Raw genomic sequence first — 22,326 nt, 5'->3', positions numbered from 1 at the left:
CCGTACGCCGAATGTCATTACCATATGCGGGGTTACCGCATCATGACAACCACCTTATTTTGTAAGCCCGTCGGCCTATCCCCAGGGAACATGCCGATTACCTAGCGCCTGAAAAGCTTTCGGCGAGGAAGCGCCCGCCCAGGCCGAGGCCCTGCCCGTCGATGCCATGGCCCAGGCCGGGGCTGACATGGAAGCGGGCGGGACAGCCGGCATCACCCAGCGCCTTCAGCGCCGCGTGCATGGCCTCAATCGGCACGACCTCGTCGGCATCACCGTGAATCAACAGGATCGGCGGCCGGCCGCGAATCTGCTTCTCCAACCCCTCGCCGCCCAGCAGCGCGCCGGAATAGCCCAAGATTGCCGCCGGCGCCGGATCGCGGCGCAGGCCGACATGCAGCGCCATCATGGTGCCCTGGCTGAAGCCGACCAGCGCCAGATCGCCGGGCCCCAGATTATGCCGCTTCAGTTCGGCGTCCAGAAACTGCTCCAACGCCGGCGACGCCTGCTCCGCCGCCTTCTGCATGGTGGCGTAGATCCCGGCTGTGTATTTGGGATCGCGGCGCAGCAGGTTTGGATCGTAAGAGTCGAGCGCAAACCATTGCCGCCCGCCCATCATGCCGGGCGGAAAGCCTGGGATCATCGCCGGCGCATGCGGTGCGGCGAAAGCAACATCGGGCAGCAGGCCACTCCACTGCTTACCCAGATCGATCAGATCATTGCCATCGGCGCCATAGCCATGGATCAGCACGACCAGCTTGCGGGCTGGACCCTTGGCGGCTGGCAGGCGGGGGCCGTCAATCGTGGTCATGGCGGAGCCTTTGCGTTGACATGATCCGTGGTGAGGCGATTGCGCGCCACGGCATAATAGCGCCAGAGCAGGCGGGCGGCGACACCGCGATGCGGCCGCCAGTTCTCCGCCATGCGGTCCATCTTCTTCACATCCGGCCGTGTCTTCAGGCCAAAGACCTGCTTCACAGCTTCCTGCAACGCCACGTCATGGGCCGGCCAGATGTCCTCACGATCAAGTGCGAACATCAGGAAGATTTCCGCCGTCCATCGACCAATACCCTTCACTTCAGTCAGCATTGCCATCGCGGCATGATCATCGAGTTTCGGCAGCAGATCGAAATCGATGGCCTTGCTTTTCGCCGCCATCGCCATGTTGCGCACATACCGCACTTTGGGGCCGCTGAGGCCGCAGGCCCGGAGGCGCGCCTCGCTCAGCTTCAGCACGCGCTCGGCGCTGAACACGCCATTGGCGCGGCCCTGCACCACGGCCTCCAGCCGGCCCCAGACGGTATTGGCGGCCGCGACCGAAATCTGCTGCTCGATCACGATGCGGCACAGGGTGGCGAAATCGGCCGGCCTGCGCCGGTCGGTAATGAAACCGACCAGGGCATGCACATCCGTGAATTTCGGCTCGCGGGCGCAGAGCTGCGCCAGCGCCTGCTTGGTGCGCTTGCGGTTATCGGCCTTTGCGGCGGGGAGAGGCTTTGCCATAAGCTGCCTGCGGAGAGAATCGCTGCATGCAGTCTGACATCGTTACGCGCTGTGCGCCAAGCCCGACCGGCCATCTGCATCTTGGTCACGCCTATGCCGCCGGCATTGCCTTCCTGCGCGCGCAACAGGCGGGCGGACGCTTCCTGCTGCGCATCGAGGATATCGACGGCACGCGCTGCCGGCCGGAATTCACCGAGGCGATCCTGCAAGACCTGGCCTGGCTGGGCCTGCGCTGGGAACAGCCGGTCCGTCGACAGTCCCAGCATTTTGACGACTACGCCAGGGCACTCGATCAGTTGCGGACAGACAACCTGCTTTATCCCTGTTTCTGCACGCGCAAGCAGATCCAGGCCGAGATCAATGCAGCGGGCCAGGCGCCGCATGGTTTCGAGGGCGCGGTCTATCCCGGCACCTGCCGGCATCTTTCACCAGCCGAGCGAGAGGCGCGTATGGCGGCCGGCGCGGCCTATGCTCTGCGGTTGGACATGCAGGCTGCCTGTCGCCGCGCTGGACGCTGGCCACTGACCTGGCAGGACGAAACCGCCGGCGAGCAGATGGTGACGCCGGAGTTGCTGATCAACGGCTTTGGCGATGTGGTGCTGGCCCGCAAGGAGACCCCGGCCAGCTATCACCTTTGCGTCAGTCATGACGACGCACTGCAGAGCATTACGCTGGTCACGCGCGGCGAGGACCTGTTCGCCGCCACGCATCTGCACCGGCTGCTGCAGGCGCTGTTTGGCTGGCCGGTGCCGACCTATGCACATCATGCACTGCTGACCGATGACAGTGGCGAACGGCTGGCCAAGCGCAAGAACGCGCCCAGCCTTCGCGCGATGCGCGGCAGCGGCCTCAGCCCTGATGCGGTCTGGCGTCAGGCCGGCCTTGATCCGGCAGCTTTCACCTGAAAATAAAAAAAGGCGCGCCGGTCTACGGCACGCCCTGATCGTCGGCAGATGCCGAGAAGATTACTTCACGCCACCCAGCGGCAGCGAATAGGTGATGAAGGCCGTTTCGGTGCCAGGATTGCGGTCATAGATACTGGCATTCGACATGTGGCTGATGCCGATGCCAAGCCGCGACCGGTTGTCGAAGCGGTAGCTCAGTTCGAGCTGCGACTTGAATTCGATGGCGCCGCCCAGATCCTTGCCATCATCGCCCTTGTGATAGGCGCCCGGCGCAAAGCTGGGCGTCAGCACCCAGCGGCGGCCGAGATAGATATCGACCAGCACACCGGCATAACCGTACAGGGCACCTTCGCTGGTCCCCATCACGCCGATCAGCGGCTTGAAGATCCAGAACTTCTCGCCATGGCGATATTCGATCCGGCCCTCGAAGGCGTCGTGATCGTCGTGAAAATCATGATAGCCGGCGGTGAAGGTCAGGAAGGACGGATCACCGCTGCCCTCACCCGCCTGAACTGCGGACGAAGAAAACACCATCAGCGCGGCCACAAAGATGCCGGCCGCGAGCTGCAAGCACACAGAATGACGCATAATCCACATCCCCCGTCTGGCCGGCCGGATTGATCCGAACCTGGCAAAATTATCCTCTTCCACGGTCATACTAGCCAGAGAATCGTCGCATCGCCAAGGGGTTATCCGTCAAGGCCGGACCGCCGGGCATGCTGAATTCTCGCCACATTTCCAAGGCAAAAGACTGCCATGCGTTTCTTCCGCCGCCTCGCCGCCCTGTTCAGCCTGATCGTTCTCGCGGTGCCTGCCCTTTACGCCCTGGCCGTGCTGGGACTGGGGCTGTTGCCGGCGTCACATCGTGATCCCCTGCCCGACCAACCGAAGGTGCCGATCTATCTGGTATCCAACGGCTGGCATGTCTGGGTCGCCCTGCCGCTGCGGCAGGATGGTACCGACTGGAACGACTGGTTGGCATCCGATCAAGGCTCGGCAACCGACGGTGGGGTCGAGGCCCGGCACTATATCGCATTCGGCTGGGGTGACCGGGACTTCTATCTGAACACCCGGCGGCCGGTGGATTTCCGGCCCGACCTTGCCGCCGCCGCCCTTCTGGGCCGGGGCCCCGCCGCCATGCATGTCATGCGGATTGACCAGCCCGACATCGAATCGCCCCAGACCCGCCACCGCGTGCGCCGGCTGGAGGTCGATTCGCTGCAGTACCACGCCCTCGTCGCCTATATCCGGGCCGGCTTCAGCCCGGGGCCGGACGGCCGGCCGCGCCAGATTCCCGAGGCCGGTTTCGGCGCCGAGGATGCCTTTTACGAGGCCAGCGGCCGCTACAGTCCCTTCCGCACCTGCAACGAGTGGATCGGGGCCGGTTTACGCGCTGCCGGGCTCCCCACGGGCTGGTGGACGCCCCTACCCTTTGGCCTGATGCGGAGCCGGCCTTGACATCAAACTGTCACACTTCTCAACGACACCCGATTTTGCCTATTTCGGATGGGTTTTTGCCCCGTGATCAAGCCGTGCTCGCCTTGCGACTCAGCGTCAAAAACGGTAAACCCGGCCCCGAAAAAAGAGCGGTCGCGGGCACCCCGCCCGCCCCTCGTCACGCCATCCCACGGAGATCAGGAAAATGACGGTTCGGGTTGCGATTAACGGTTTCGGCCGCATCGGCCGCAATGTGCTGCGCGCGATTATCGAAAGCGGCCGCACGGATATCGAAGTGGTCGGCATCAACGACCTGGGTCCGGTGGAAACCAACGCCCACCTGTTCCGCTATGACAGCGTGCACGGCCGCTTCAACGGCAAGGTCACCGTCAACGGTGACAGCATCGATGTGGGCCGCGGCCCGATCAAGGTCAGCGCCGAGCGCGACCCGGCCAAGCTGCCATGGAAAGAGCTGAAGGTCGACATCGCGCTGGAATGCACCGGCATCTTCACCGACAAGGAAAAGGCCGCGCTGCATCTGACCGCCGGCGCCCGCAAGGTACTGGTCTCCGCGCCCGCGACCAATGCCGACCTCACCGTCGTCTACGGCGTGAACCACGACCAGCTCAAGCCCGAGCACACCATCGTTTCGAACGCCTCGTGCACCACCAACTGCCTGGCCCCTGTCGCCTTCGTGCTCGACGCCGCTGTCGGCATTGAGAAGGGCTACATGACCACGATCCACGCCTATACCGGCGACCAGCCGACGCTGGACACCATGCACAAGGATCTCTACCGCGGCCGCGCCGCGGCGCTGTCGATGATCCCGACCACCACCGGCGCCGCCAAGGCCGTCGGCCTGGTGCTGCCCCATCTGAAAGGCAAGCTGGACGGCTCGTCGATCCGCGTGCCGACCCCGAACGTGTCGCTGATCGACTTCAAGTTCATCGCCAAGAAGAACACCACGGTCGAAGAGATCAACGAAGCGGTCAAGCGCGCCGCGGGCAACCAGCTCAAGGGCATCCTCGACATCAACGACCAGCCGCTGGTCTCCAGCGACTTCAACCACAGCCCGGCCAGCTCGACCTTCGACCTGAAGCAGACCACGGTGATGGAAGGCAATCTGGTGCGCGTGCTGTCGTGGTACGACAACGAGTGGGGCTTCTCCAACCGCATGTCGGACACTGCGGTGGCGATGGCCAAGCTCTGAGCGGCCGCTAAGCATGCCGGAGTTCCGCACTCTCGATGACGTAAATGTCACCGGCAAGACCGTGCTGGTCCGCGTCGATCTGAACGTCCCGATGAAGGATGGCAAGATCACCGACGATCTGCGCATCAGCCGCATCCTGCCCACCCTGCACGAACTGTCGCGCAAGGGAGCCAAGGTTGTCGTGCTGTCGCATTTCGGTCGGCCCGACGGCAAGCCGGTGCCGGAAATGTCGCTCAAGCCGGTGGCGGCCGCACTCGCCACCGCGCTCGGCTCCTCGATCCCCTTTGCCGAAGACTGCGTCGGTGACAAGGCGAAGGAGGCGATCACCAGACTGAAGGCCGGCGGCGTCGTGCTGCTGGAGAATACCCGCTTCCATGCAGGCGAAGAGAAGAACGATCCGGCATTGGCCAAAGAAATGGCGGCGCTGGGCGACATTTATGTCAACGATGCCTTCTCCTGCGCCCATCGCGCCCATGTCTCGACCGAGGCATTGGCGCATCTGCTGCCAGCCTATGCCGGCCGCAACATGGAAGTGGAGCTGAAGCATCTGCAGGCCGCCCTGGAAAAGCCGGAGAAGCCGGTCGCCGCCGTGATCGGCGGCGCCAAGGTTTCGACCAAGCTGGAGCTGCTGGGCAACCTGCTAGGCAAGGTCGACAAGATCATCATCGGCGGCGGCATGGCGAACACCTTCCTGTTCGCCCAGGGCCGTGAAGTCGGTTCCAGCCTGTGCGAGAAGAACCTCGCCGACACCGCCCGCGACATCCTGCGCGATGCCGTGACGCGCGGCTGCGCCATCATCCTGCCCGATGACGTGGTGGTCGCGCGCGAATTCCGGCAGGGCGCCCCCAGCAAGGTGGTCCCGGCCGAACGCGTGCCGGCCGACCAGATGATCCTGGATATCGGCCCGGTGGCCGCGGCCCGCCTGGGCACCATCCTGGCCGATTGCAAAACATTGGTCTGGAATGGCCCGCTCGGCGCTTTTGAAACGCCGCCCTTCGATGCCGGCACCGTGACGGTGGCGCGTACCGCAGCGGCACTCACGGCATCGGGCCGCCTGCTCAGCGTGGCTGGCGGCGGCGACACCGTCGCGGCGCTCCGCCATGCCGGCGTGGCCGAGGAGTTTTCCTATGTTTCCACCGCCGGCGGCGCCTTCCTGGAATGGCTGGAAGGCAAGCCGCTGCCGGGCGTGGCCGCACTGTCGACCACGGTAGCCGCCAAGTGATTGCATGATAAAATCCGGCCCTGAGAACAACGGGGCCGGGTTTTTTCGTTTAAACGACCTGAAATTCAGACGTATCGGGAGCTGACACAATGAACCTCAAGGAACTCAACAAGATCGCCGTGGGCATGGTTGCGCCGGGCAAGGGCATCCTCGCCGCCGACGAAAGCACCAGCACGATCGAAAAGCGCCTCTCCAGCATCAACGTGCCGTCGACGGAAGAGAACCGTCGCGACTATCGCGAGATGCTGTTCACCACCGAGGGCGCCGAAAAGTACATCTCCGGCGTTATCCTCTATGACGAGACGCTGCGTCAGAAGGCCAAGGACGGCACGCCGCTGGTCGACATCCTGAACAAGCGCGGGGTCATCCCCGGCATCAAGGTCGACAAGGGCGTGCAGACGCTGGTCGGCAGCGATGGCGAAAAGATCACCGAAGGCCTGGATGGCCTGTCCAAGCGCATGGCCGAATACCACCAGCTCGGCGCCCGCTTCGCCAAGTGGCGCGCGGTGCTGAACATCGCCAACGGCAAGCCGAGCCGCCAGGCCCTGGTTGCCAATGCCGAGGCGCTGGCGCGCTATGCCGGCATCTGCCAGGCCAACAACATCGTGCCGATCGTCGAGCCGGAAATCCTGATGGATGGCGACCATGATCTGGCCACCAGCTTCGCCGCCAGCGAGCGCACCCTCCATACGGTGTTCGAATACCTTGCCATTCACAATGTACAGCTGGAAGGCATCATCCTGAAGCCGGGCATGGTGATCCAGGGCGAGCAGTGCAAGAAGGTGGCAAGCATCGACGAAGTCGCCGATGCCACCGTGCAGGTGCTCAAGCGCTGCGTGCCATCGGCCGTGCCGGGCATCGCTTTCCTCTCGGGCGGCCAGTCCGACGAGCTGGCCTCGGCGCATCTGGGCGCCATGAACGCCCGCCATCCGAACCTGCCTTGGGCGCTGACCTTCTCCTACGGCCGCGCTCTGCAGGCCTTCCCGCTGAAGCTCTGGGGCGGCAAGGCCGCCAACGTGCCGAACGCGCAGAAGGGCTATCTGCATCGCGCCCGCCTGAATGGCCTGGCCGCGCTAGGCAAGTACGAAGCCAAGCTTGAAAGCGAATTCAAGGCCGCTTAAGCAACCTCATCATTCCGCAGACGACGACGGCCCCGGTATCTCTACCGGGGCCGTTTTCATTTCCGGGCCGGTGCTGGCGTCCTGTGGACACCGCAGATGTCTTTCAGGGACTGCCACTGTGCCTTTGTCAGGACTGGCGCTGCCGGCCGTGCGGCGGCGGCGAAGGCGGTGGCGCGATCTGCGAGGGCCGGATGGGAACTGACAATGGCGAACAGCCTGTTCAGATCGCCTTTTTCCATCTCGGCCAGGCGGGCAAAGAAAGGCTGCGCGCCGGCAGGATCGACGTCGGCGCGCTGAAGCCGGTGAATGGCCAGCTGATCTGCCTGCCCCTCCATGTCACGAGTATAAACCGCATTCATCAAGCCTTCAGCCATGCCCACCGAGGCAAAACCTCCAACCGCATCTCCAAAGAACAGTCCGATTAGAAACCCCGCGGCACCGCGCTTCACCATGTCCGAAACATTATGCCGCGCCTCTATATGGCCGATCTCATGCGCAAGCGCGCCGGTCAACTCGCCTTCCCCTTCCACAAACTCGAGGAGGCCGCGCGTCACAATGATATACCCGCCCGGTAGCGCAAAGGCGTTGACCAGCGGAATATTCAGCACTTCCACTGTCAACGGCACCCGCACAGGCTGGGCTGCGGTCAGCCGCGTGACAATCTGGTCCAGGGCCACCTGGCCGGCGCTGGTGTTACAGACCAGCGGGCCATCTTCGGCTTTGCGGCCAATACCCAGCCATTGATGGACCGCCTGTTGGGTCTGCATCCCGAACTGCCGTTCCGACTCAACCGGTATATTCTCGGCAACGATATCAGCCGCCCATGGAATCAAGACAAACAGGCTAAGGGCAAACCCGATCACCGCCGCCACTGCCCAGGTCAGGACAGGACGAAGGCGCCAGCCATCATTCAGATCACGCTTTCTGAGATTGCCGCAACTAACCTCTACCGCGGCACGATGTTCCATCCCCAGCCGCAGACGCGCGAGTGAACCATCGTCGAGCCGCAGGCGGAAACTTCCATCGGGCGCCATCGACCCCAGACGCACCTGATCGCACGGCCAGCGCGCGACCAGCGTGCCGTCTTCTGCCAAGATATGCAGCGCGCGCGCATTGATATCAATCTCCACCCTGCGCGAGGAGGCCGTCTGACCGTCATTCCAGATGCCCTGCATCACGTTCAGCTCAGCCAATTCCGATATCGAAGCTGTCGGCCAACCCCTCACCCGATCTGTCGAGTCGCATGGCCGACTGCCGGACATCCCCCAGACGCTCCAGGCCAGATACCGATATGCCATCAATGATTCGGCGCAGGACTGGCACATGCACCAGCAACGTATTGAGCAGGCCGCTGGACATGTAAATCACGAGCATGACGGCGATCAAGGCAACGACTTTTCCGGTGCTGGGCGCTTCCTTCGGGAAACCCATTGCAAAACCAAGGGCGACAACAATGCCAATTAAGACAAGCAGCGCCAGCAGATAACTGAGGGCGATACGCCAGGTCAGTCGACCGGCCCGGAATGTCGCAGACAAATGAAGAAATCCGATGCTGGTCCCACCCACATACCAGCGCAGCCACCGGAAGCTGAAATAGATATATGCAATCGGCAACAGCAGCCATGGCAAGAGCACCAGAGTGGCGATGGCGATCCGGGCGCTGACTGAAAAGTCGCGTGTTGCCGCCGTAATCAATTCCCCGAAGTCGTTATCGATGCTGAATTCATTGCTGATGGCCCCCCTCACGCTGATCGCCAGCAGAACCAAAATCGGCACGGCATACGTCGCCCAGACGACCAGCCAGGGCGACAACAAGACTTTCGCCATGCCGTCAAATCGACCACGTTGATCGCCCCACAGGCTGTGCTCGATGCGATAGCGGGCAAGATTCTCCGAAGCCCAGGGGGCGCTCAGCCCTAGCGTCAGCAGAAAAATAACGGACCATACGGTATAACGGCCAACATAAACCCAGGTTGATCCATCCTGCGCCCCCCGGATACCGCGCCATACCGTGCGCGACAGGCGATACCGGCGGGCACGGTATTGTCCGGCCGCAATCAGCAGCGTAAGGGCAACGATATAAAAAACACTGAGCGTATTGAGCGCTGTTTCATTCCCAAGCAAAAAAGCCTGGGCGGCAGAGTAGACGATGGTAATTGGCACGAAGACCGCCATGACCACGAGAAAGCCGACAAACAGTTCGCTGCCTCGCCCGGTATATTCCAGCGGATCGTTATCGATGCTGACGGCAGACCAGAAATAGCGACGCAGGGCCGTACGCGCCCAGAATCGGTACAGACCCAGAGTAACCAGATTCAGCAAAGCATTCTTGATCAACAGCCAGGCTAGCCCGGCCTGCCCCTGGTACCGAAGCATCTGCGTGGCAGATGTGGAAGAAGAAACCGAATCAACCCACTCACCTTCCGCTATCCGCGGAAGGGACTCCACACCGCCTGTCATGCCAGCCCCCCAGAATCCCACCACTCGAATGCCAATATATTCCGTGGGAAATACCGCCCAGACAAGAAGAAAAGCCCGGACGGTTTCCCGTCCGGGCTTCTGTAGATTTCTATAGACGATGATGACTGCGGGACGGTTAGGCCGCCTTGGGCTGCGCCTCGATCACCGTACCGCTATTCGCAGCAGTGTTGATCTGGATCTGGCGCGGCTTCTTGGCTTCCGGCACCTCGCGCTTGAGCGCGATATGCAGCAGGCCGTCCTTCAGCTCGGCGCCGATCACCTTCACGGTATCGGCCAGCTCGAAACGGCGCTCGAAGGCCCGGCGTGCGATACCGCGATGCAGGTAGGAAATCTGCTCGCCTTCAGCCGATGGCTGTTCGCTCGCCTTGCCGGTGACGATCAGGCTGTTTTCCTTCGCCGTCACATCGAGTTCGTCCTGGCCGAAGCCGGCCACCGCCATGGTGATGCGGTAGGCGTCTTCGCCGCGCTTCTCGATATTGTACGGGGGATAGCTGGTCGCCGCCTCGTCGACGCGGTTGGCCAACTCGAACAGCCGGTTCACATGATCGAAACCGACACTGGAACGCAGCAGGGGGGAAAGATCGAAAGCACGCATGAGTCATCCTCCTTCAAGCGATGAGTCGTTTGCGCGGCCCGCCCAGAGGCAGGAGGCATTCCCGCGATAGCGCCGGGCCGCCGTGACGGCCGGACCTCATCCTTGAGCATCCGGCACGACGCAGAGGTAGGAAGCGCGCCGACACCGTTCAAGAGGATGGTGGAATGGAATTTTCAGGCCGGAAAACCGCCCAGGACTTTCTGGGGTGGCGCACAATTACCCGATAGAGATCGGATACCACTTGAAATCGCTCAGCGAGCGGCCGCGCAGGATATCGACCACATGCTTGGGGCCAACGAATTCCGGGGCCAGGCTGGGGCCCTGGGCGGCCAGGACCAGGGTGGAATTCTTAAACAGCGGTTTCATGGAGGCGAGCGACCGCCCCGCCATCTCGTCGGTGGCGATAGCCGAATAGGAGACATAGATCACTGTAATGATCTCGTCGCCGAGCTTGATCGAGGCAGATTGATAAACTTGGGCCATGGATGCGCTGTTATCGGGATGTTGGTTTCGCGCTTGATCAGCCTATAGGCGTAAGGCCTCCATGGTTAATGAAATATGGGGGTTCCTCAAATATGAGGCCGGCGCCCCGGAAAACCGCAGATACGAAAAAGGCGGCCTCGGGAAACCCGGGCCGCCTTCAGGCCGGATCGAAATCCGGCAAAAATCAGGATACGGCTTACTTCTTCAGGCCGAAGCTGCCGAACTTCTTCTTGAACTTGGCCACCTGACCGCCAGCCTCGTTCAGGCGGGCCGGGCCGCCGGTCCAGGCCGGATGTGAGGTCGAATCAATGTCGAGCATCAGGGTATCGCCGGGCTTACCCCAGGTCGAACGGGTGGTGTAGACGGTGCCGTCCGTCATCTGCACCTTGATCTCGTGGTAGTCGGGATGAATCTCGGCCTTCATGACAGTTCTCCTGGGCCTCCGCACGGAAAGCCCGCAAATTCCTCAATGGGCCGGCGTTATAACCAGAACCAGCCCCCCCTGCAAGCCTGAAGACCGGGCCGCCGAGACGTTAAAGAAAATATATATATAACAGTATGTTATCTACCGGTTAGCAGCGACCTTGCGGCGGCGCTCGAACTCGGCCGGATCGACGAGATCGAGTCCGAGTTTATCGAGCCCGTCCAGGATGGGGATAAACCCGTTCAGACTGGTGTTCAGCTTGTTCTCGTCGCCGGCCCAACCCAGCACCGCAATTCCCACTAGGTTACCTTGGCGGTCCAGCAGCGGCCCACCACTGTTGCCACCATGGATAGCGACATCAGCCTGGATCAGGTCATGCAGTTGGACCGGCGGACGCGCGGGACGGTAAGCGCTGATCACACCCCGCGTCACCGTCCAGCCAAGCTGTTTGGATTGCGGCGCACCGACGGCATAGACCTCTTCAGTCACCTTGGCTGGCGCCTCTCGGATCGGCAAAGCGGGATGTCGATCACCTTCGATCTTTATTAGCGCGACGTCGCGCGCGCCATGCCGCTGCAGCACTTCACCTGCTACAATCTGCCCTGACAGCATCCGTACCCGTACAAACCGTTCGGCGCCGACGACATGGCTGTTCGTCACAATCAGGCCATCTGCAGACACCAGGAAACCGGATCCATGTCCGCCGCTGTTCTCGATCAGCACCGTTGCATTGCGGATATGATCGATCCGTTGCGCGATAGGCTGATCGAAAAGCTTCTCCCGCAGCAGGCCGCGACGCGTGACCGATGAAACCGGGGCGCGCGATCCTGTCAGCGTTTCGCCGCGCCGCATAACCAGAGTGCGGAATTGTGGGTCCGCCGCGAGGCGATTCAAGGCATCGGCAAACACCAGCTGCATCGGTACGCCAGCGTCAACCGGCAGCACAACCTCGCTGTGATACAGCCCTTCGCCGACCCATTGTCCAATGATGGTCCGCCGCACCGGATCGTAAATCTGCCAATCTATGGTCATCCTTGCCGTTGCGCGCAGGCCAACCGTCTTTTCGGCGAACCGATCGCAGTTCAAGCGGCTTTCGAGATGAAAATCGACAATGCTTGCGCCGACCTGGATATCCGAACCGTTATCCTCCGCCTCCTGGAAAAGCCGGCCAGTCTCGTTCGGCACGCGATAGCCATGACCACTCATCACTTTTCGAAAAGTGTCCTGCCATTCGCGGGGACGATCCACATTCCTGCCGCCAGTGTGATAGACCGCGCCGCGCTTGATGTCGTGGCATGGACCATAACCGGTAGCGACACCGATTTCCTTCCCACGCGGAACATCAAACTGGATGCGCGTCAGCTGCAACAGAGGTTGGGAACCACCTCCATTCGCAGCGAAAGCCATTGGCTGCACGATTTCACCGCTTGCGAGGGTAACCGGCCTTGCTCCGATAACAGGTAGTTCGCCTGGTGGCGTGCTGGGTGAACAGCCCACGATCATGAGACTAAGTGCGGCAACGAAGGAAAACCGGTGCATTGCATGCCCCTGCTGCTACGGTGAATGCTGGCATAATAGAACATAAGTGGAAATTTAAAAGATCATATCAAGATCATACAAGTGCATGCGCCTGCGGCCCGTCACAAGGCTGCGCGGCGGTTCGGCACTCGCGTTGTGACGCGGGGAAGCGCCGTCTATAACCGACTGGTATCTCAAGCAAAGCGCAGAATCGATGTCGTCCTCCGCCACGTCCGACCCCAAGCGCGCCAACCTGAATGCGCTGGGACCGGTTTTCCGTTTCGTCGCGCCCTATCGCTGGATGGCCATCGGTGCCGTCGTCGCGCTTATTGTCGCGGCCGGTGCCGTGCTGGGCATAGGCCAGGCGATCCGCCGTGTGATCGATGTCGGCTTCGGCCATGGCAATGGCACTTATCTTGATCTCTATTTCGGCGCCCTCTTCGGTGTGGTGGCGGTTCTCGCGGTCGCCACCTTTGCGCGCTTCTACTGCGTCACCTGGCTGGGCGAACGCGTGGTGGCCGATATCCGCCGCGCCGTCTATGCCCATGTGCTGAAGCTGAGCCCGGCGTTCTTTGAATCGACCCGCACCGGCGAAGTGCTGTCGCGCCTGACCACCGATACCGAGCTGATCCAGTCGCTGATCGGCTCGTCGATCTCGGTGGCGCTGCGCAACCTGCTGCTGTTCCTGGGCAGCGCCGTGCTGCTGGTGATCACCTCGCCGCGCCTGACCATGCTGGTGGCGCTGGTGATTCCGCTGGTGGTCCTGCCGATCATCATTCTAGGCCGCCGTCTGCGTAAGCTGTCGCGTGAAAGTCAGGACCGCATCGCAGATCTCTCGGCCCAGGCCGGCGAAACGCTGAACGCCGTCACCACCGTGCAGGCCTATACCTACGAAAGCCGCGAGAGCGCCCGCTTTTCGGCCAACACTGAAGCCGCCTTCGCTACGGCTGCCCGCCGCATCCGGGCGCGAGCCTGGCTCACTGCGCTGGTGATGTTGCTGGTCTTCGGCGCAGTGAATGCCGTGATGTGGATCGGCGGCAAGGCCGTGTTCGCCGGCGAGATGTCGGGCGGCGAACTCAGCGCCTTTGTCTTCTATGCGATCATCGGCGCGTCCTCGGTGGGTGCGCTGTCGGAAATCTGGGGCGACGTACAGCGCGCAGCCGGTGCCGGGGAACGCCTCATGCAGCTGCTGGCCACCGAGCCGGGTATTCAGGCACCTGCCAATCCGCAACACTTGCCCGCCTTGCCGTCAGGCCGGCTGCAATTCGACGCCGTGCGTTTCCACTATCCCGCACGGCCGCAAACTCCGGCACTGGACGGCCTCAGCCTCGACATCAACGCTGGCGAAACCGTCGCCATCGTCGGACCGTCCGGCGCGGGCAAAACCACGCTGTTCCAGTTGCTGTTGCGCTTCTACGATCCCGATGCCGGCAAGATCCGCTTTGACGGCATCGACATCACCCAGCTCGATCCGGTGGCGCTGCGCCGCCATATCGGCCTGGTCGCGCAGGAGCCGGTGATCTTCGGCGCCAGCGTGGCCGAAAACATCCGCTACGGCCGACCGGAAGCCAGCGATGCCGACGTGCAGGCCGCCGCCGAGGCCGCCGCAGCCCATGGCTTCATCCAGGGGCTGCCGCAGGGGTACGACACTTACCTGGGTGAACGCGGCGTGCGGTTGTCGGGCGGCCAGCGCCAGCGCATCGCCATTGCGCGCGCGCTGCTGCGCGATCCGCCGGTGCTGCTACTGGACGAGGCGACCTCCTCGCTGGACGCGGAATCCGAACGCAAGGTGCAGACGGCGCTGGAGCGCCTGATGCAGGGCCGCACCACGCTGGTGATCGCGCATCGCCTGGCCACCGTGCAGAAGGCCGATCGCATCGTTGTCATGGACAATGGCCGCATCGTCGCCGCTGGCCGCCACGATACGCTGATGGCCGAGGATGGCCTCTATGCCCGCCTCGCCCGCCTGCAGTTCATGCATGGCCCAGATGCGGATGGAACTGCCGATGCCGCGTAGACGTCGCGACGAGAAACCGCTGCCAGGCCGCCTGCTGCGCTTCTGGTGGAAATTCGCGCTGGCCGGCCTGGTCGCCTATATCGGTTATACCGTCTGGATCGGCGGCGCATTTCGCAGCGCCGATGCCTTCACGGCCGGCCAGTGCCTCGCCGTCGACGCGCCACCGGGCCCCGAGGACATGGCCATGCTGCCGGGCGGCAGCGGCGTCATCGTCTCGAGTCAGGATCGTCGCGATCGCACGGCGCAGGGCGCGCTGTATCTCTATGATCTCGGTAGCCGTCCCGGGCGCTTCGTCAAGATCGACACGCCGCCCGCCATGCCCTTCCATCCGCATGGCCTCAGCCTGTTCGCCGCCGCCGACGGTCAGATGTTCCTGCAGGTGATCAACCATCGCAGCGCCGAGAAGCATACGGTGGAAATCTTCACCGTGCATGTGGTCGGTGCCGGCACGGCACCGGTCCTGCGGCATCGCGGCAGCGTGTCCAGCGACCTGTTCGTGCATCCCAATGGCATCGCCGCCACCGGTCCGGAAGCCTTCTATCTGACCAATGACCGCGGCACCGGCCCGCGCTGGATGCACATGGTGGAGAACCTGCTGCAGCTGGCGCGCTCCACCGTCGTCTATCACGATGGCCGTGGCGCGCGCGTGGTGGCCGATGGCATCGCCATGGCCAATGGCATCGAGGTGACGGCCGATGGCGGCACGGTGCTGGTCGGCTCGACCCTGTGGCGCATGGTACTCGCCTTCACCCGAGAGCCCAGCAGTGGCATGTTGCTGCGCAGCGGCAGCCTGGCTCTGCCCGGCGGCGCCGACAATATCCGCCGCGACGGCAACGGCGATCTCTGGGTCGCTGCCCACCCCAACGCCTTCGCCTTCATCGGCCACGCCATGAACGCCGAGAAGCAGAGCCCCAGCATGGTGCTGCGCCTGAGCCGTGATCCGCGCGGCATCGTGCGGACGGCGCAAGCCTTCGGCGATCCTGGCACACTGCTGTCAGGCGCCAGTGCAGCCGTGCAGCATGACGGCCGCCTGCTGATTGGCGCGATCTTCCAGCCGACGATCCTGGATTGCCAGCTGGATGCCGCGCAGCTGCGCGAGACGGAAGGTTGAGGCTAGAGTCGGAAGGCGCTGCACTGGTCGACGCGCAGCACACTCTCCTGGCGGAACCGGCTTTTGTAGTCGACGATGATATCGTGCAGCCTGCTGTTGCTCTCGCGGCTGCCGTGATGGGCGACGGTCAGGATATAGGCCGGCTCGCGCACCGTGTTGCCGTCCCGGGTTGAACGATAGAAGCCGTGACCGTCATGCACGGTGAAGCCGTCGGGAAAGCGCGAGATGATTGCGCTTTCGACAAAACCCTTCCATTCCGCCGCATCGACATGGGCGACATTGCCGTTCTCATTGATATGGGTGCCGAAATAAAGCTGCGAGGTCTGCTGGCGGCAGAGCGCCAACGGCGACAGCCAGACATAAATGCCGCCGGCGACAGTCACTGCCAGCGCCAGAATAGCGGCCGCCAGTGCGAAGATCGCCTTGGCCTGCAGCGCGCCCAGGCGTTCGCCGACTTTCAGGAAGGCTTCCTCGAACATCGGACTATCTTTCGGTCAGCTTCAACTCGATGCGTCGGTTGCGGCGGAAAGCGGTCTGGTCTTCGCGCGCATCCAGCGGCTGGAATTCGCCAAACCCCGTCGCAGCCAGACGTTCAACCGGAACGCCCTGGCTCGCCAGGAACTTCACCACCGAAATGGCGCGCGCGGCCGACAGTTCCCAATTGGAGGGGAACTGCGCTGTATTGATCGGCTGCTTGTCGGTATGACCGTCGACGCGCAGCACCCAGGGCAGGTCACCCGGAATCTTGCTGCTGATCTCGATCAGCGTCCTGGCCAGCTTGCCGATCTGCTCGCGGCCCTCAGGCTTCAGTTCGGCCGAACCGGAATCGAACAGCACTTCAGACTGAAACACGAAGCGATCGCCGACGATCTGGATGTCGCGCCGGTTGCCCAGCGCCTGACGCAGGCGGCCAAAGAACTCCGAACGATAGTTGGTCAGTTCGTCGACCTTGCGCGCCAGCGCGGCATTCAAGCGGCGGCCCAGATCGCTGACCTGCGCCTGATTGGCCTTATCCTTCTCTTCGCTTTCCTTGAGGATACGCTCGATCTGCGCCATCTGCTCACGCAGGGCCAGCAGCTGTCGGTTCAGCAGATCGACCTGGCTGCGCGCCTCGCTGGTCAGACGCTTTTCCTGGTCCAGCTGACCGGTGCTCGACACCAGCTTGCCCTGCAGGTCGACCACGATCTGCTGCTGCTCGGCCAGCTTCTTGTCGGCTTCGTCGGCGCGCGCCTGGCTGTCGGCCAGCACGGCAGCAAGCTGGTCGCGCTCCGCATTGGCGCTGGTCAATGTGGCCTGCAGGCTCGACAGGTCGAGCCGGAGCTGGGCGTTGTTGCGCTTCTCCAGCGAGAGCTGGTCGACCAAGCCCGCCAGTTCGCTGCGCAGGCCATCGATTGCCTTGTCGCGGCCGGAAATCGCATTGGCGAGGAAGAACTGCACCAGCATGAAGACCGCCAACACGAAGACGATGACCATCAGAAGTGTCGACAGGACATCGACATAGCCGGGCCATGGACCCGCGCTCTGGTGATCGTTGCGCCTGCGGCTGAGCGCCATGGCTCAATCAGCTCCGACGCTGGGTGTCGGCGGAGGCGGCAATCGTGCGCGACAGCAGCTTGATCTCCGAGCGCATCTCGTCGACCAGCTTGGCGCGGCCCTGGGCCGCATCATCGAGCAGGCGGCTGAGCAGGATGTCGATGTTGCGCAGATGGCCGCGGCTGGCGGAATCGAAGCCGCCGCTTTCAGTGCCCTGCGCCAGCTTGGCCATGATCGGCTTCATCTCAATCTGGTGTTCGGTCAGCTTGAGCAGCAGACCCTGCTCGGCCCGCATCTGCTCGGTCAGCAGGCTCAGCTTCTCGTTCAATTGCAGCAGCGCGGCGCCGCTCTGGCCGCGATTGTCTTCCGAGCGAGCCATTGTACGTTGAAGGTTGTCCAGGCTGTCGGCCGTCTGCTCGAGCAGCGCCTGCACATAGGCCGGCACCGACTGGTCGCCTTCCATCACCGCGCCGCCGCCGACGCGGGTGAAGCCGGCCAGCCATTCTTCCAGATCGTTGTAAAAGCGGTTCTGCGCCTGGCCGGCCTGCAGGTCGAGGAAGCCCAGCACCAGCGAACCGGCGAGGCCCAACATGGAGGCCGAGAAGGCCAGACCCATGCCGGTCAGCGGCGCTTCCAAGCCGCCCTTCAGTTTGCTGAACATCACATTGATGTCTTCACTGGCATTGAGCGACAGGCCATTGATGGTATCGCTGACGCCATTGATGGTTTCGAGCAGGCCCCAGAAGGTGCCGAGCAGGCCCAGGAACACCATCAGCCCGATGAAGTAGCGCGAGATGTCGCGTGATTCATCCAGACGCGAACCCACGGAATCCAGCAGCGCGCGCGTCGCCGCCGCCGATACCGAACTGCGCGGGCCGCGATTGGCCAACATACGCGACAGCGGCGCCAGAAGGTTGGAAGGCTCACCGATCTTGCCTGCGCCGGTGCCGCGCTGCGCCTGCTGCCAGGCTTCGACCCAGCTGGCTTCCTGACCGATCATCCAGACCTGACGGAAGGAATAAAGGATGCCCACCACCAGCACGAAGACGATCAGGCTGTTCAGCGCCAGATTGGCCATGAAGGCGCGCAGCAACGTGTTGTGCAGCAGCGCGATCACGACGCCGACGGCGACGAGGAACAGCATCATGCGAAACAGGAAACGGCCCGGCTTGGTCATGCAATCACCTTTCCGCATTTGCCGTATCGATGGAATACGGCATTTTCACGGCGTTCAGCGCGGAAATCGGCCACTCACCGCGAATCAAAACCCTGCCCTGCCATGATCGCCCAGGCTGAACAGCCGGATCAACCGCAGGATGGTGACGAAACTGGTTTTCAGGATGGCCTAGCGGCCGACCGATGAGACTTCGACCCGATCCGGCGAGCCGTCGCTGGGCGCGCCCAGGGCACGGACGTCGATGCGCGTCGAGCGGATGCCCTTGTCGATCAGATACTGCCGCACGGCCAGTGCGCGGGTGAGCGACAGGCGGCGCGCGCCGCTGCCGCCATCGCCGGCGCTGTTGGCCGCATAGGCGCGGATCTGCAGTCGGTCTTCGCCGGCGACATACTGCTGGGCCAGCGCATCGAGCCCCGCCAGGTTGGCGGGCAGGTCGCCTTGACCGGAGGCGAAGGCAATGGTGGTGACGCCGCCCGGCACGGTGCTGGGCGCAGGCGCCGGACGCGGCGCGACCGGTGCTGCGGCCATCTGCTGCGGAGCCGGGGCAGGCGCAGGCGGCGCAGCGGCAACCGGCGGTGGGGCCGGTGCGGGCGCAGGAACCGGTGTCGGAGCAGGCACGGGCGCTGCAGCCTGGGGTACGGGCGCGGGCGTCGGAGCAGGAGTCAGAGCCGGTGCAGCAGCCTGCGGAGCTGGCATCACTGGCAATGGCGCACCCGGCGCAGCGGCCTGCGGCATGACCGGAACCGCAGGAGCGGGAACAGGGACAGGAGCAGGCGCTGGCGCAGCGGCAACAGCAGCCGGCGGCGTTTCAGTCTTGGCGGCAGGCACCTTGGCGGCGGCCGCAACGGCCTGACGGGCCTGGGGCTTGCGCGGCTTGGCCGCCACGGCCTGACGGCCGGTCTCGCCGAGCAGCGGCTGCGGGCCAGACGGTTCGACGGGCAGCCGACGGGCCGTGGTCGCAGCAGCGCCGCGCGCGCCGGTCGCACCGAGCAACGGCGCGCCGCCGGGCGCAGCCATGCTACGGCTGCCGCCGAGCTGATCGAGAGCCTGAAGATTGATCTGGACGTTGCCGCTGCCGATCACGGTCTGCGCCTGAACAGGCACAGCCAGACCCAGAGCCAGCGAGACGGCAGCAAGCGAAAGCGGAACCGGCTTGGCGGCCATCGAATTATTCCCCCTAACCCCAGAGATGGCGGGAACGATAGCGGAGGCGGGCGAGTCCGACAACCCGGCAGTACACCCCGAAGGGGTATTTCACGGGGTTGGGAATGGTCCGGCCGACCGGACCGGTCAGGCCTTGATCAGCTTGCTGAGCGGGCCGTGCAGCACATCATTGGCAGCAACGATCCGGCCGGTCTCCAGCATCTTCTCGCCGCCAGTGAAATCGGTGACGGTGCCGCCAGCTTCACGCACCAACACGATGCCGGCCGCCATATCCCAGGGCTGCAGGCCGGTTTCCCAGAAGCCGTCGAAGCGGCCCGCGGCCACATAGGCGAGGTCCAGCGCGGCGGCGCCCATACGGCGGATACCGGCAACCTCGGCCATCACGGTGCCGACTTCCTTCAGGAAAGGCGCGTGGCCCGGCTTGCCGTGGAAGGGAATGCCGGTGCCGAACACGGCCTCGGGCAGCTTGCGACGCGCCGACACGCGGATGCGGCGCTCGTTCACATAGGCGCCCGCGCCCTTCTCGGCCCAGAAGAGTTCATCGCGCACGACATCGAGCACGATGCCGGCAATCAGTTCATCCTCGCGCTGCACGCCGATGGAGATGGCGAAATGCGGAATGCCGTGCAGGAAATTGGTGGTGCCGTCGAGCGGATCGATGATCCAGAAGCTCTTGCCGTCCTTGGCCTCGATGCGGCCGCCCTCTTCCATGACGAAGCCGAATTCAGGCCGCGCCTTGGCCAGCTCCTGCTGCAGAATCTTCTCGGCCTTGCGGTCGGCGGCGGACACGAAGTCAGCCGGACCCTTCTTCGAGACCTGCAGGTGCTCGACTTCGTTGAAATCGCGGGTCAGGCTGCGCTGCGCTTTACGCGCGGCGTTCGCCATCGCATTGATCAGGGCGGATCGCAGGGCCATGGGAAAGCTCTTTCGGAAAGGCGCGGAACCTATCAGCGGTTCCCGTGCTTGGCAATCGCTCCATTAAAGGCTTTCACAGCCGCCGCCGGGCCTTCCCGATGGCGCCAGACGCCCGCCGAAACCGCCAGGAAGTCAGCCCCGGCCTCGATTAACGGCGCGCAGTTCTCCACCGTGATGCCGCCGATGGCGACACAGGGGATTTCAAACAGTCCGGACCACCATTCCAGCAGTTCGGGCTCGGCCCGGGTCTTGGGCTGCTTGGTCTCGGTGGCATAGAAGGCACCGAAGGCGACGTAATCGGCTCCGGCCTCGCCGGCCTCCATCGCCAGATGCCGTGAATTGTGACAGGTTACGCCGACGATGCGATCCGGCCCCAGGATGCGGCGTGCCTCCTCATAGGGCGCGTCTTCCTGACCGACATGCACGCCATCGGCGCCCAGCTTGATCGCCAGATCCGGCCGATCGTTTATGAGCAAGGCGACATCATACTGATGACACACAGGCAGCAGCGCTTCCGCCGCATGGCGGAAGGCATGGTCGCCCGCCGTCTGCTCACCATCCTTCAGCCGCAGCTGCAGGCAGGCGACATCGCCGGCATCCAACGCCTTCTTCAGATCCTCGGCAAAGACCTTGGGTTCGATCACCGGCGGGGTGATCAGATACAGGCGCTGCACGGACGATGTGTTCTTTGGTGTTTTGGTCATTCCACTCAACCGGCAATAAAGCTTTTCAGGGCATCCAGCGTTTCGTCGGGACGCTCGCCCATCATCATATGGCCGCAGCCCGGCAGCACGTCGATGCGTCCCTGCTTGAATTCCTTGGCCCAGCCGCGAGCGGCGCGCAGCGGCGTCATCTGGTCGCGCTCGCCGGCAATGATCTGGGCCGGAAGATTGACGGCCGCGACCGCCTGCTTGCCGTTGTCATAGCCGTTGCAGACACGGAAGCCCAGCGCCAGCACATTGCGCGGCGCACGGTCGATTAGACGGATGCTGCCGCCCAGCAGATACGAACCCGGCACTTTGTTGCCGCCCATCTGGTTCTTCTTGGCGATCATCCAGTCATTCATCAGTTCCACGGCCGTGTAGGCCCCGCTGTCGGCCAGCGCCTGCAGGTCCGGATTGACCGTCATCGGATAGCCAAAGCCGAGCAGCGAAATCTTGCTGACGCGCGACGGATGGCGTGCAGCAGCTTCCAGTGAGATCAGCGCACCCATCGAATGACCCACCAGAGCCGCCTGCTGCACACCGGCCGCATCCAGCAGCTGCGGGATCCAGTCGGCGAAGGCGCCGACGCTGTCGGGCATCTCGCCTTCCGAGCGGCCGTTGCCCGGCAGGTCGATCGCCAGCACACCATAGCCGTGATAGGCGAACCAACGCGTCTGCAGCGCCCAGATCGTATGATCGCAGGCATTGCCGTGAATGAACACGACGCTGGGCTTGGTCTTGTCGAAATCCTTGCCACCGGTGGCAGCGAAAACCTTCTTGCCCGCTACATCAAGCCACATCGGTGCGCA

23 protein-coding genes are annotated in these 22,326 nt (G+C 63.4%); 7 read left to right on the top strand and 16 right to left on the bottom strand.

Translation table 11 applies throughout. The annotated features are described in order from the left end of the window. Positions 1-97 precede the first annotated feature (97 nt). Both AC1RRT_RS13925 and AC1RRT_RS13920 read right to left on the bottom strand, forming a co-directional pair. The gene (locus AC1RRT_RS13925) at positions 98-808 is read right to left on the bottom strand and encodes an alpha/beta hydrolase (protein ID WP_493014407.1); all 711 of its coding nucleotides are present in this window, start codon (positions 806-808) and stop codon (positions 98-100) included. Beyond that, positions 805-1,500: a DNA-3-methyladenine glycosylase family protein gene (locus tag AC1RRT_RS13920; RefSeq protein ID WP_493014406.1), complete on the bottom strand. Its 696-nt coding sequence runs from the start codon at positions 1,498-1,500 to the stop codon at positions 805-807. The genes AC1RRT_RS13925 and AC1RRT_RS13920 overlap by 4 nt, the downstream gene beginning before the upstream one ends. A 26-nt stretch (positions 1,501-1,526) precedes the next feature. On the opposite strand from AC1RRT_RS13920, the gene gluQRS reads away from it, so the two are divergent. Further along, positions 1,527-2,405: a tRNA glutamyl-Q(34) synthetase GluQRS gene (gene gluQRS / locus AC1RRT_RS13915; protein WP_493014405.1), complete on the top strand. Its 879-nt coding sequence runs from the start codon at positions 1,527-1,529 to the stop codon at positions 2,403-2,405. Between the two features lie 60 nt (positions 2,406-2,465). Here the strand turns inward: gluQRS and AC1RRT_RS13910 are convergent, their stop codons facing one another. Beyond that, the gene (locus AC1RRT_RS13910) at positions 2,466-2,993 is read right to left on the bottom strand and encodes an acyloxyacyl hydrolase (RefSeq protein WP_493014404.1); all 528 of its coding nucleotides are present in this window, start codon (positions 2,991-2,993) and stop codon (positions 2,466-2,468) included. Positions 2,994-3,161: 168 nt separating this feature from the next. Here AC1RRT_RS13910 and AC1RRT_RS13905 point away from each other — a divergent pair, with 168 nt between their 5' ends. From AC1RRT_RS13905 to AC1RRT_RS13890, 4 genes are all read left to right on the top strand, one after another. Then, positions 3,162-3,863 carry a TIGR02117 family protein gene (locus tag AC1RRT_RS13905; RefSeq protein WP_493014403.1) on the top strand — a complete coding sequence of 234 codons (702 nt, stop codon included), beginning with the start codon at positions 3,162-3,164 and terminating at the stop codon, positions 3,861-3,863. Positions 3,864-4,047: 184 nt separating this feature from the next. After that, a complete protein-coding gene (gene gap / locus AC1RRT_RS13900; RefSeq protein ID WP_493014402.1) occupies positions 4,048-5,052 on the top strand; it encodes a type I glyceraldehyde-3-phosphate dehydrogenase in 1,005 nt (334 codons plus the stop codon). Between the two features lie 13 nt (positions 5,053-5,065). Further along, a complete protein-coding gene (locus AC1RRT_RS13895; RefSeq protein WP_493014401.1) occupies positions 5,066-6,274 on the top strand; it encodes a phosphoglycerate kinase in 1,209 nt (402 codons plus the stop codon). Between the two features lie 89 nt (positions 6,275-6,363). Beyond that, positions 6,364-7,395 (top strand): class I fructose-bisphosphate aldolase, encoded by a 1,032-nt coding sequence (locus AC1RRT_RS13890; protein ID WP_493014400.1) that lies wholly within the window; start codon positions 6,364-6,366, stop codon positions 7,393-7,395. A gap of 56 nt (positions 7,396-7,451) precedes the next feature. Here AC1RRT_RS13890 and AC1RRT_RS13885 read toward each other — a convergent pair whose 3' ends face one another. From AC1RRT_RS13885 to AC1RRT_RS13860, 6 genes are all read right to left on the bottom strand, one after another. Beyond that, complete coding sequence (locus tag AC1RRT_RS13885) at positions 7,452-8,588, bottom strand: M48 family metallopeptidase (protein ID WP_493014399.1); 1,137 nt, start codon at positions 8,586-8,588, stop codon at positions 7,452-7,454. Further along, a complete protein-coding gene (locus AC1RRT_RS13880; protein ID WP_493014398.1) occupies positions 8,581-9,855 on the bottom strand; it encodes a DUF898 family protein in 1,275 nt (424 codons plus the stop codon). The genes AC1RRT_RS13885 and AC1RRT_RS13880 overlap by 8 nt, the downstream gene beginning before the upstream one ends. A 136-nt stretch (positions 9,856-9,991) precedes the next feature. Next, the gene (locus AC1RRT_RS13875) at positions 9,992-10,471 is read right to left on the bottom strand and encodes an Hsp20 family protein (protein ID WP_493014397.1); all 480 of its coding nucleotides are present in this window, start codon (positions 10,469-10,471) and stop codon (positions 9,992-9,994) included. Positions 10,472-10,687: 216 nt separating this feature from the next. Continuing rightward, the gene (locus AC1RRT_RS13870; RefSeq protein ID WP_493014396.1) at positions 10,688-10,954 is read right to left on the bottom strand and encodes a hypothetical protein; all 267 of its coding nucleotides are present in this window, start codon (positions 10,952-10,954) and stop codon (positions 10,688-10,690) included. Between the two features lie 196 nt (positions 10,955-11,150). After that, positions 11,151-11,378: a 50S ribosomal protein L31 gene (rpmE, locus tag AC1RRT_RS13865; protein WP_493014395.1), complete on the bottom strand. Its 228-nt coding sequence runs from the start codon at positions 11,376-11,378 to the stop codon at positions 11,151-11,153. A gap of 141 nt (positions 11,379-11,519) precedes the next feature. After that, the gene (locus AC1RRT_RS13860) at positions 11,520-12,917 is read right to left on the bottom strand and encodes a S1C family serine protease (RefSeq protein ID WP_493014394.1); all 1,398 of its coding nucleotides are present in this window, start codon (positions 12,915-12,917) and stop codon (positions 11,520-11,522) included. A 193-nt stretch (positions 12,918-13,110) separates the two neighbouring features. Here AC1RRT_RS13860 and AC1RRT_RS13855 point away from each other — a divergent pair, with 193 nt between their 5' ends. Together AC1RRT_RS13855 and AC1RRT_RS13850 are read left to right on the top strand one after the other, a co-directional pair. After that, entirely contained in the window at positions 13,111-14,913 is a 1,803-nt protein-coding gene (locus AC1RRT_RS13855; protein ID WP_493014393.1) for an ABC transporter transmembrane domain-containing protein, read from the top strand. Further along, positions 14,876-16,024 carry a hypothetical protein gene (locus AC1RRT_RS13850; protein WP_493014392.1) on the top strand — a complete coding sequence of 383 codons (1,149 nt, stop codon included), beginning with the start codon at positions 14,876-14,878 and terminating at the stop codon, positions 16,022-16,024. Before AC1RRT_RS13855 ends, AC1RRT_RS13850 begins: the two co-directional genes overlap by 38 nt. Positions 16,025-16,026: 2 nt before the next feature. Here the strand turns inward: AC1RRT_RS13850 and AC1RRT_RS13845 are convergent, their stop codons facing one another. From AC1RRT_RS13845 to AC1RRT_RS13815, 7 genes are all read right to left on the bottom strand, one after another. Next, positions 16,027-16,503, bottom strand: coding sequence for a DUF3574 domain-containing protein (locus AC1RRT_RS13845; protein ID WP_493014391.1), 477 nt, complete (start codon positions 16,501-16,503; stop codon positions 16,027-16,029). A gap of 4 nt (positions 16,504-16,507) precedes the next feature. Beyond that, a complete protein-coding gene (locus tag AC1RRT_RS13840) occupies positions 16,508-17,578 on the bottom strand; it encodes a peptidoglycan -binding protein (protein ID WP_493014390.1) in 1,071 nt (356 codons plus the stop codon). Positions 17,579-17,585: 7 nt separating this feature from the next. Then, the gene (locus AC1RRT_RS13835; protein ID WP_493014389.1) at positions 17,586-18,734 is read right to left on the bottom strand and encodes a flagellar motor protein MotA; all 1,149 of its coding nucleotides are present in this window, start codon (positions 18,732-18,734) and stop codon (positions 17,586-17,588) included. A 168-nt stretch (positions 18,735-18,902) separates the two neighbouring features. Then, positions 18,903-19,898 (bottom strand): OmpA family protein, encoded by a 996-nt coding sequence (locus AC1RRT_RS13830; protein WP_493014388.1) that lies wholly within the window; start codon positions 19,896-19,898, stop codon positions 18,903-18,905. A 126-nt stretch (positions 19,899-20,024) separates the two neighbouring features. Next, positions 20,025-20,813, bottom strand: a complete 789-nt coding sequence (locus tag AC1RRT_RS13825; protein ID WP_493014387.1) for an inositol monophosphatase family protein — start codon at positions 20,811-20,813, stop codon at positions 20,025-20,027. A gap of 32 nt (positions 20,814-20,845) precedes the next feature. Next, entirely contained in the window at positions 20,846-21,517 is a 672-nt protein-coding gene (thiE, locus tag AC1RRT_RS13820) for a thiamine phosphate synthase (protein WP_493014386.1), read from the bottom strand. A 5-nt stretch (positions 21,518-21,522) separates the two neighbouring features. Next, positions 21,523-22,317, bottom strand: coding sequence for an alpha/beta fold hydrolase (locus AC1RRT_RS13815; protein WP_493014385.1), 795 nt, complete (start codon positions 22,315-22,317; stop codon positions 21,523-21,525). Between the last annotated feature and the right edge of the window lie 9 nt (positions 22,318-22,326).

Source organism: Ferrovibrio sp. GW821-FHT12B10, assembly GCF_058807515.1.
The sequence above is the reverse complement of the archived record's forward strand: the minus strand, read 5'-3'. Positions and strand labels throughout refer to the sequence as shown.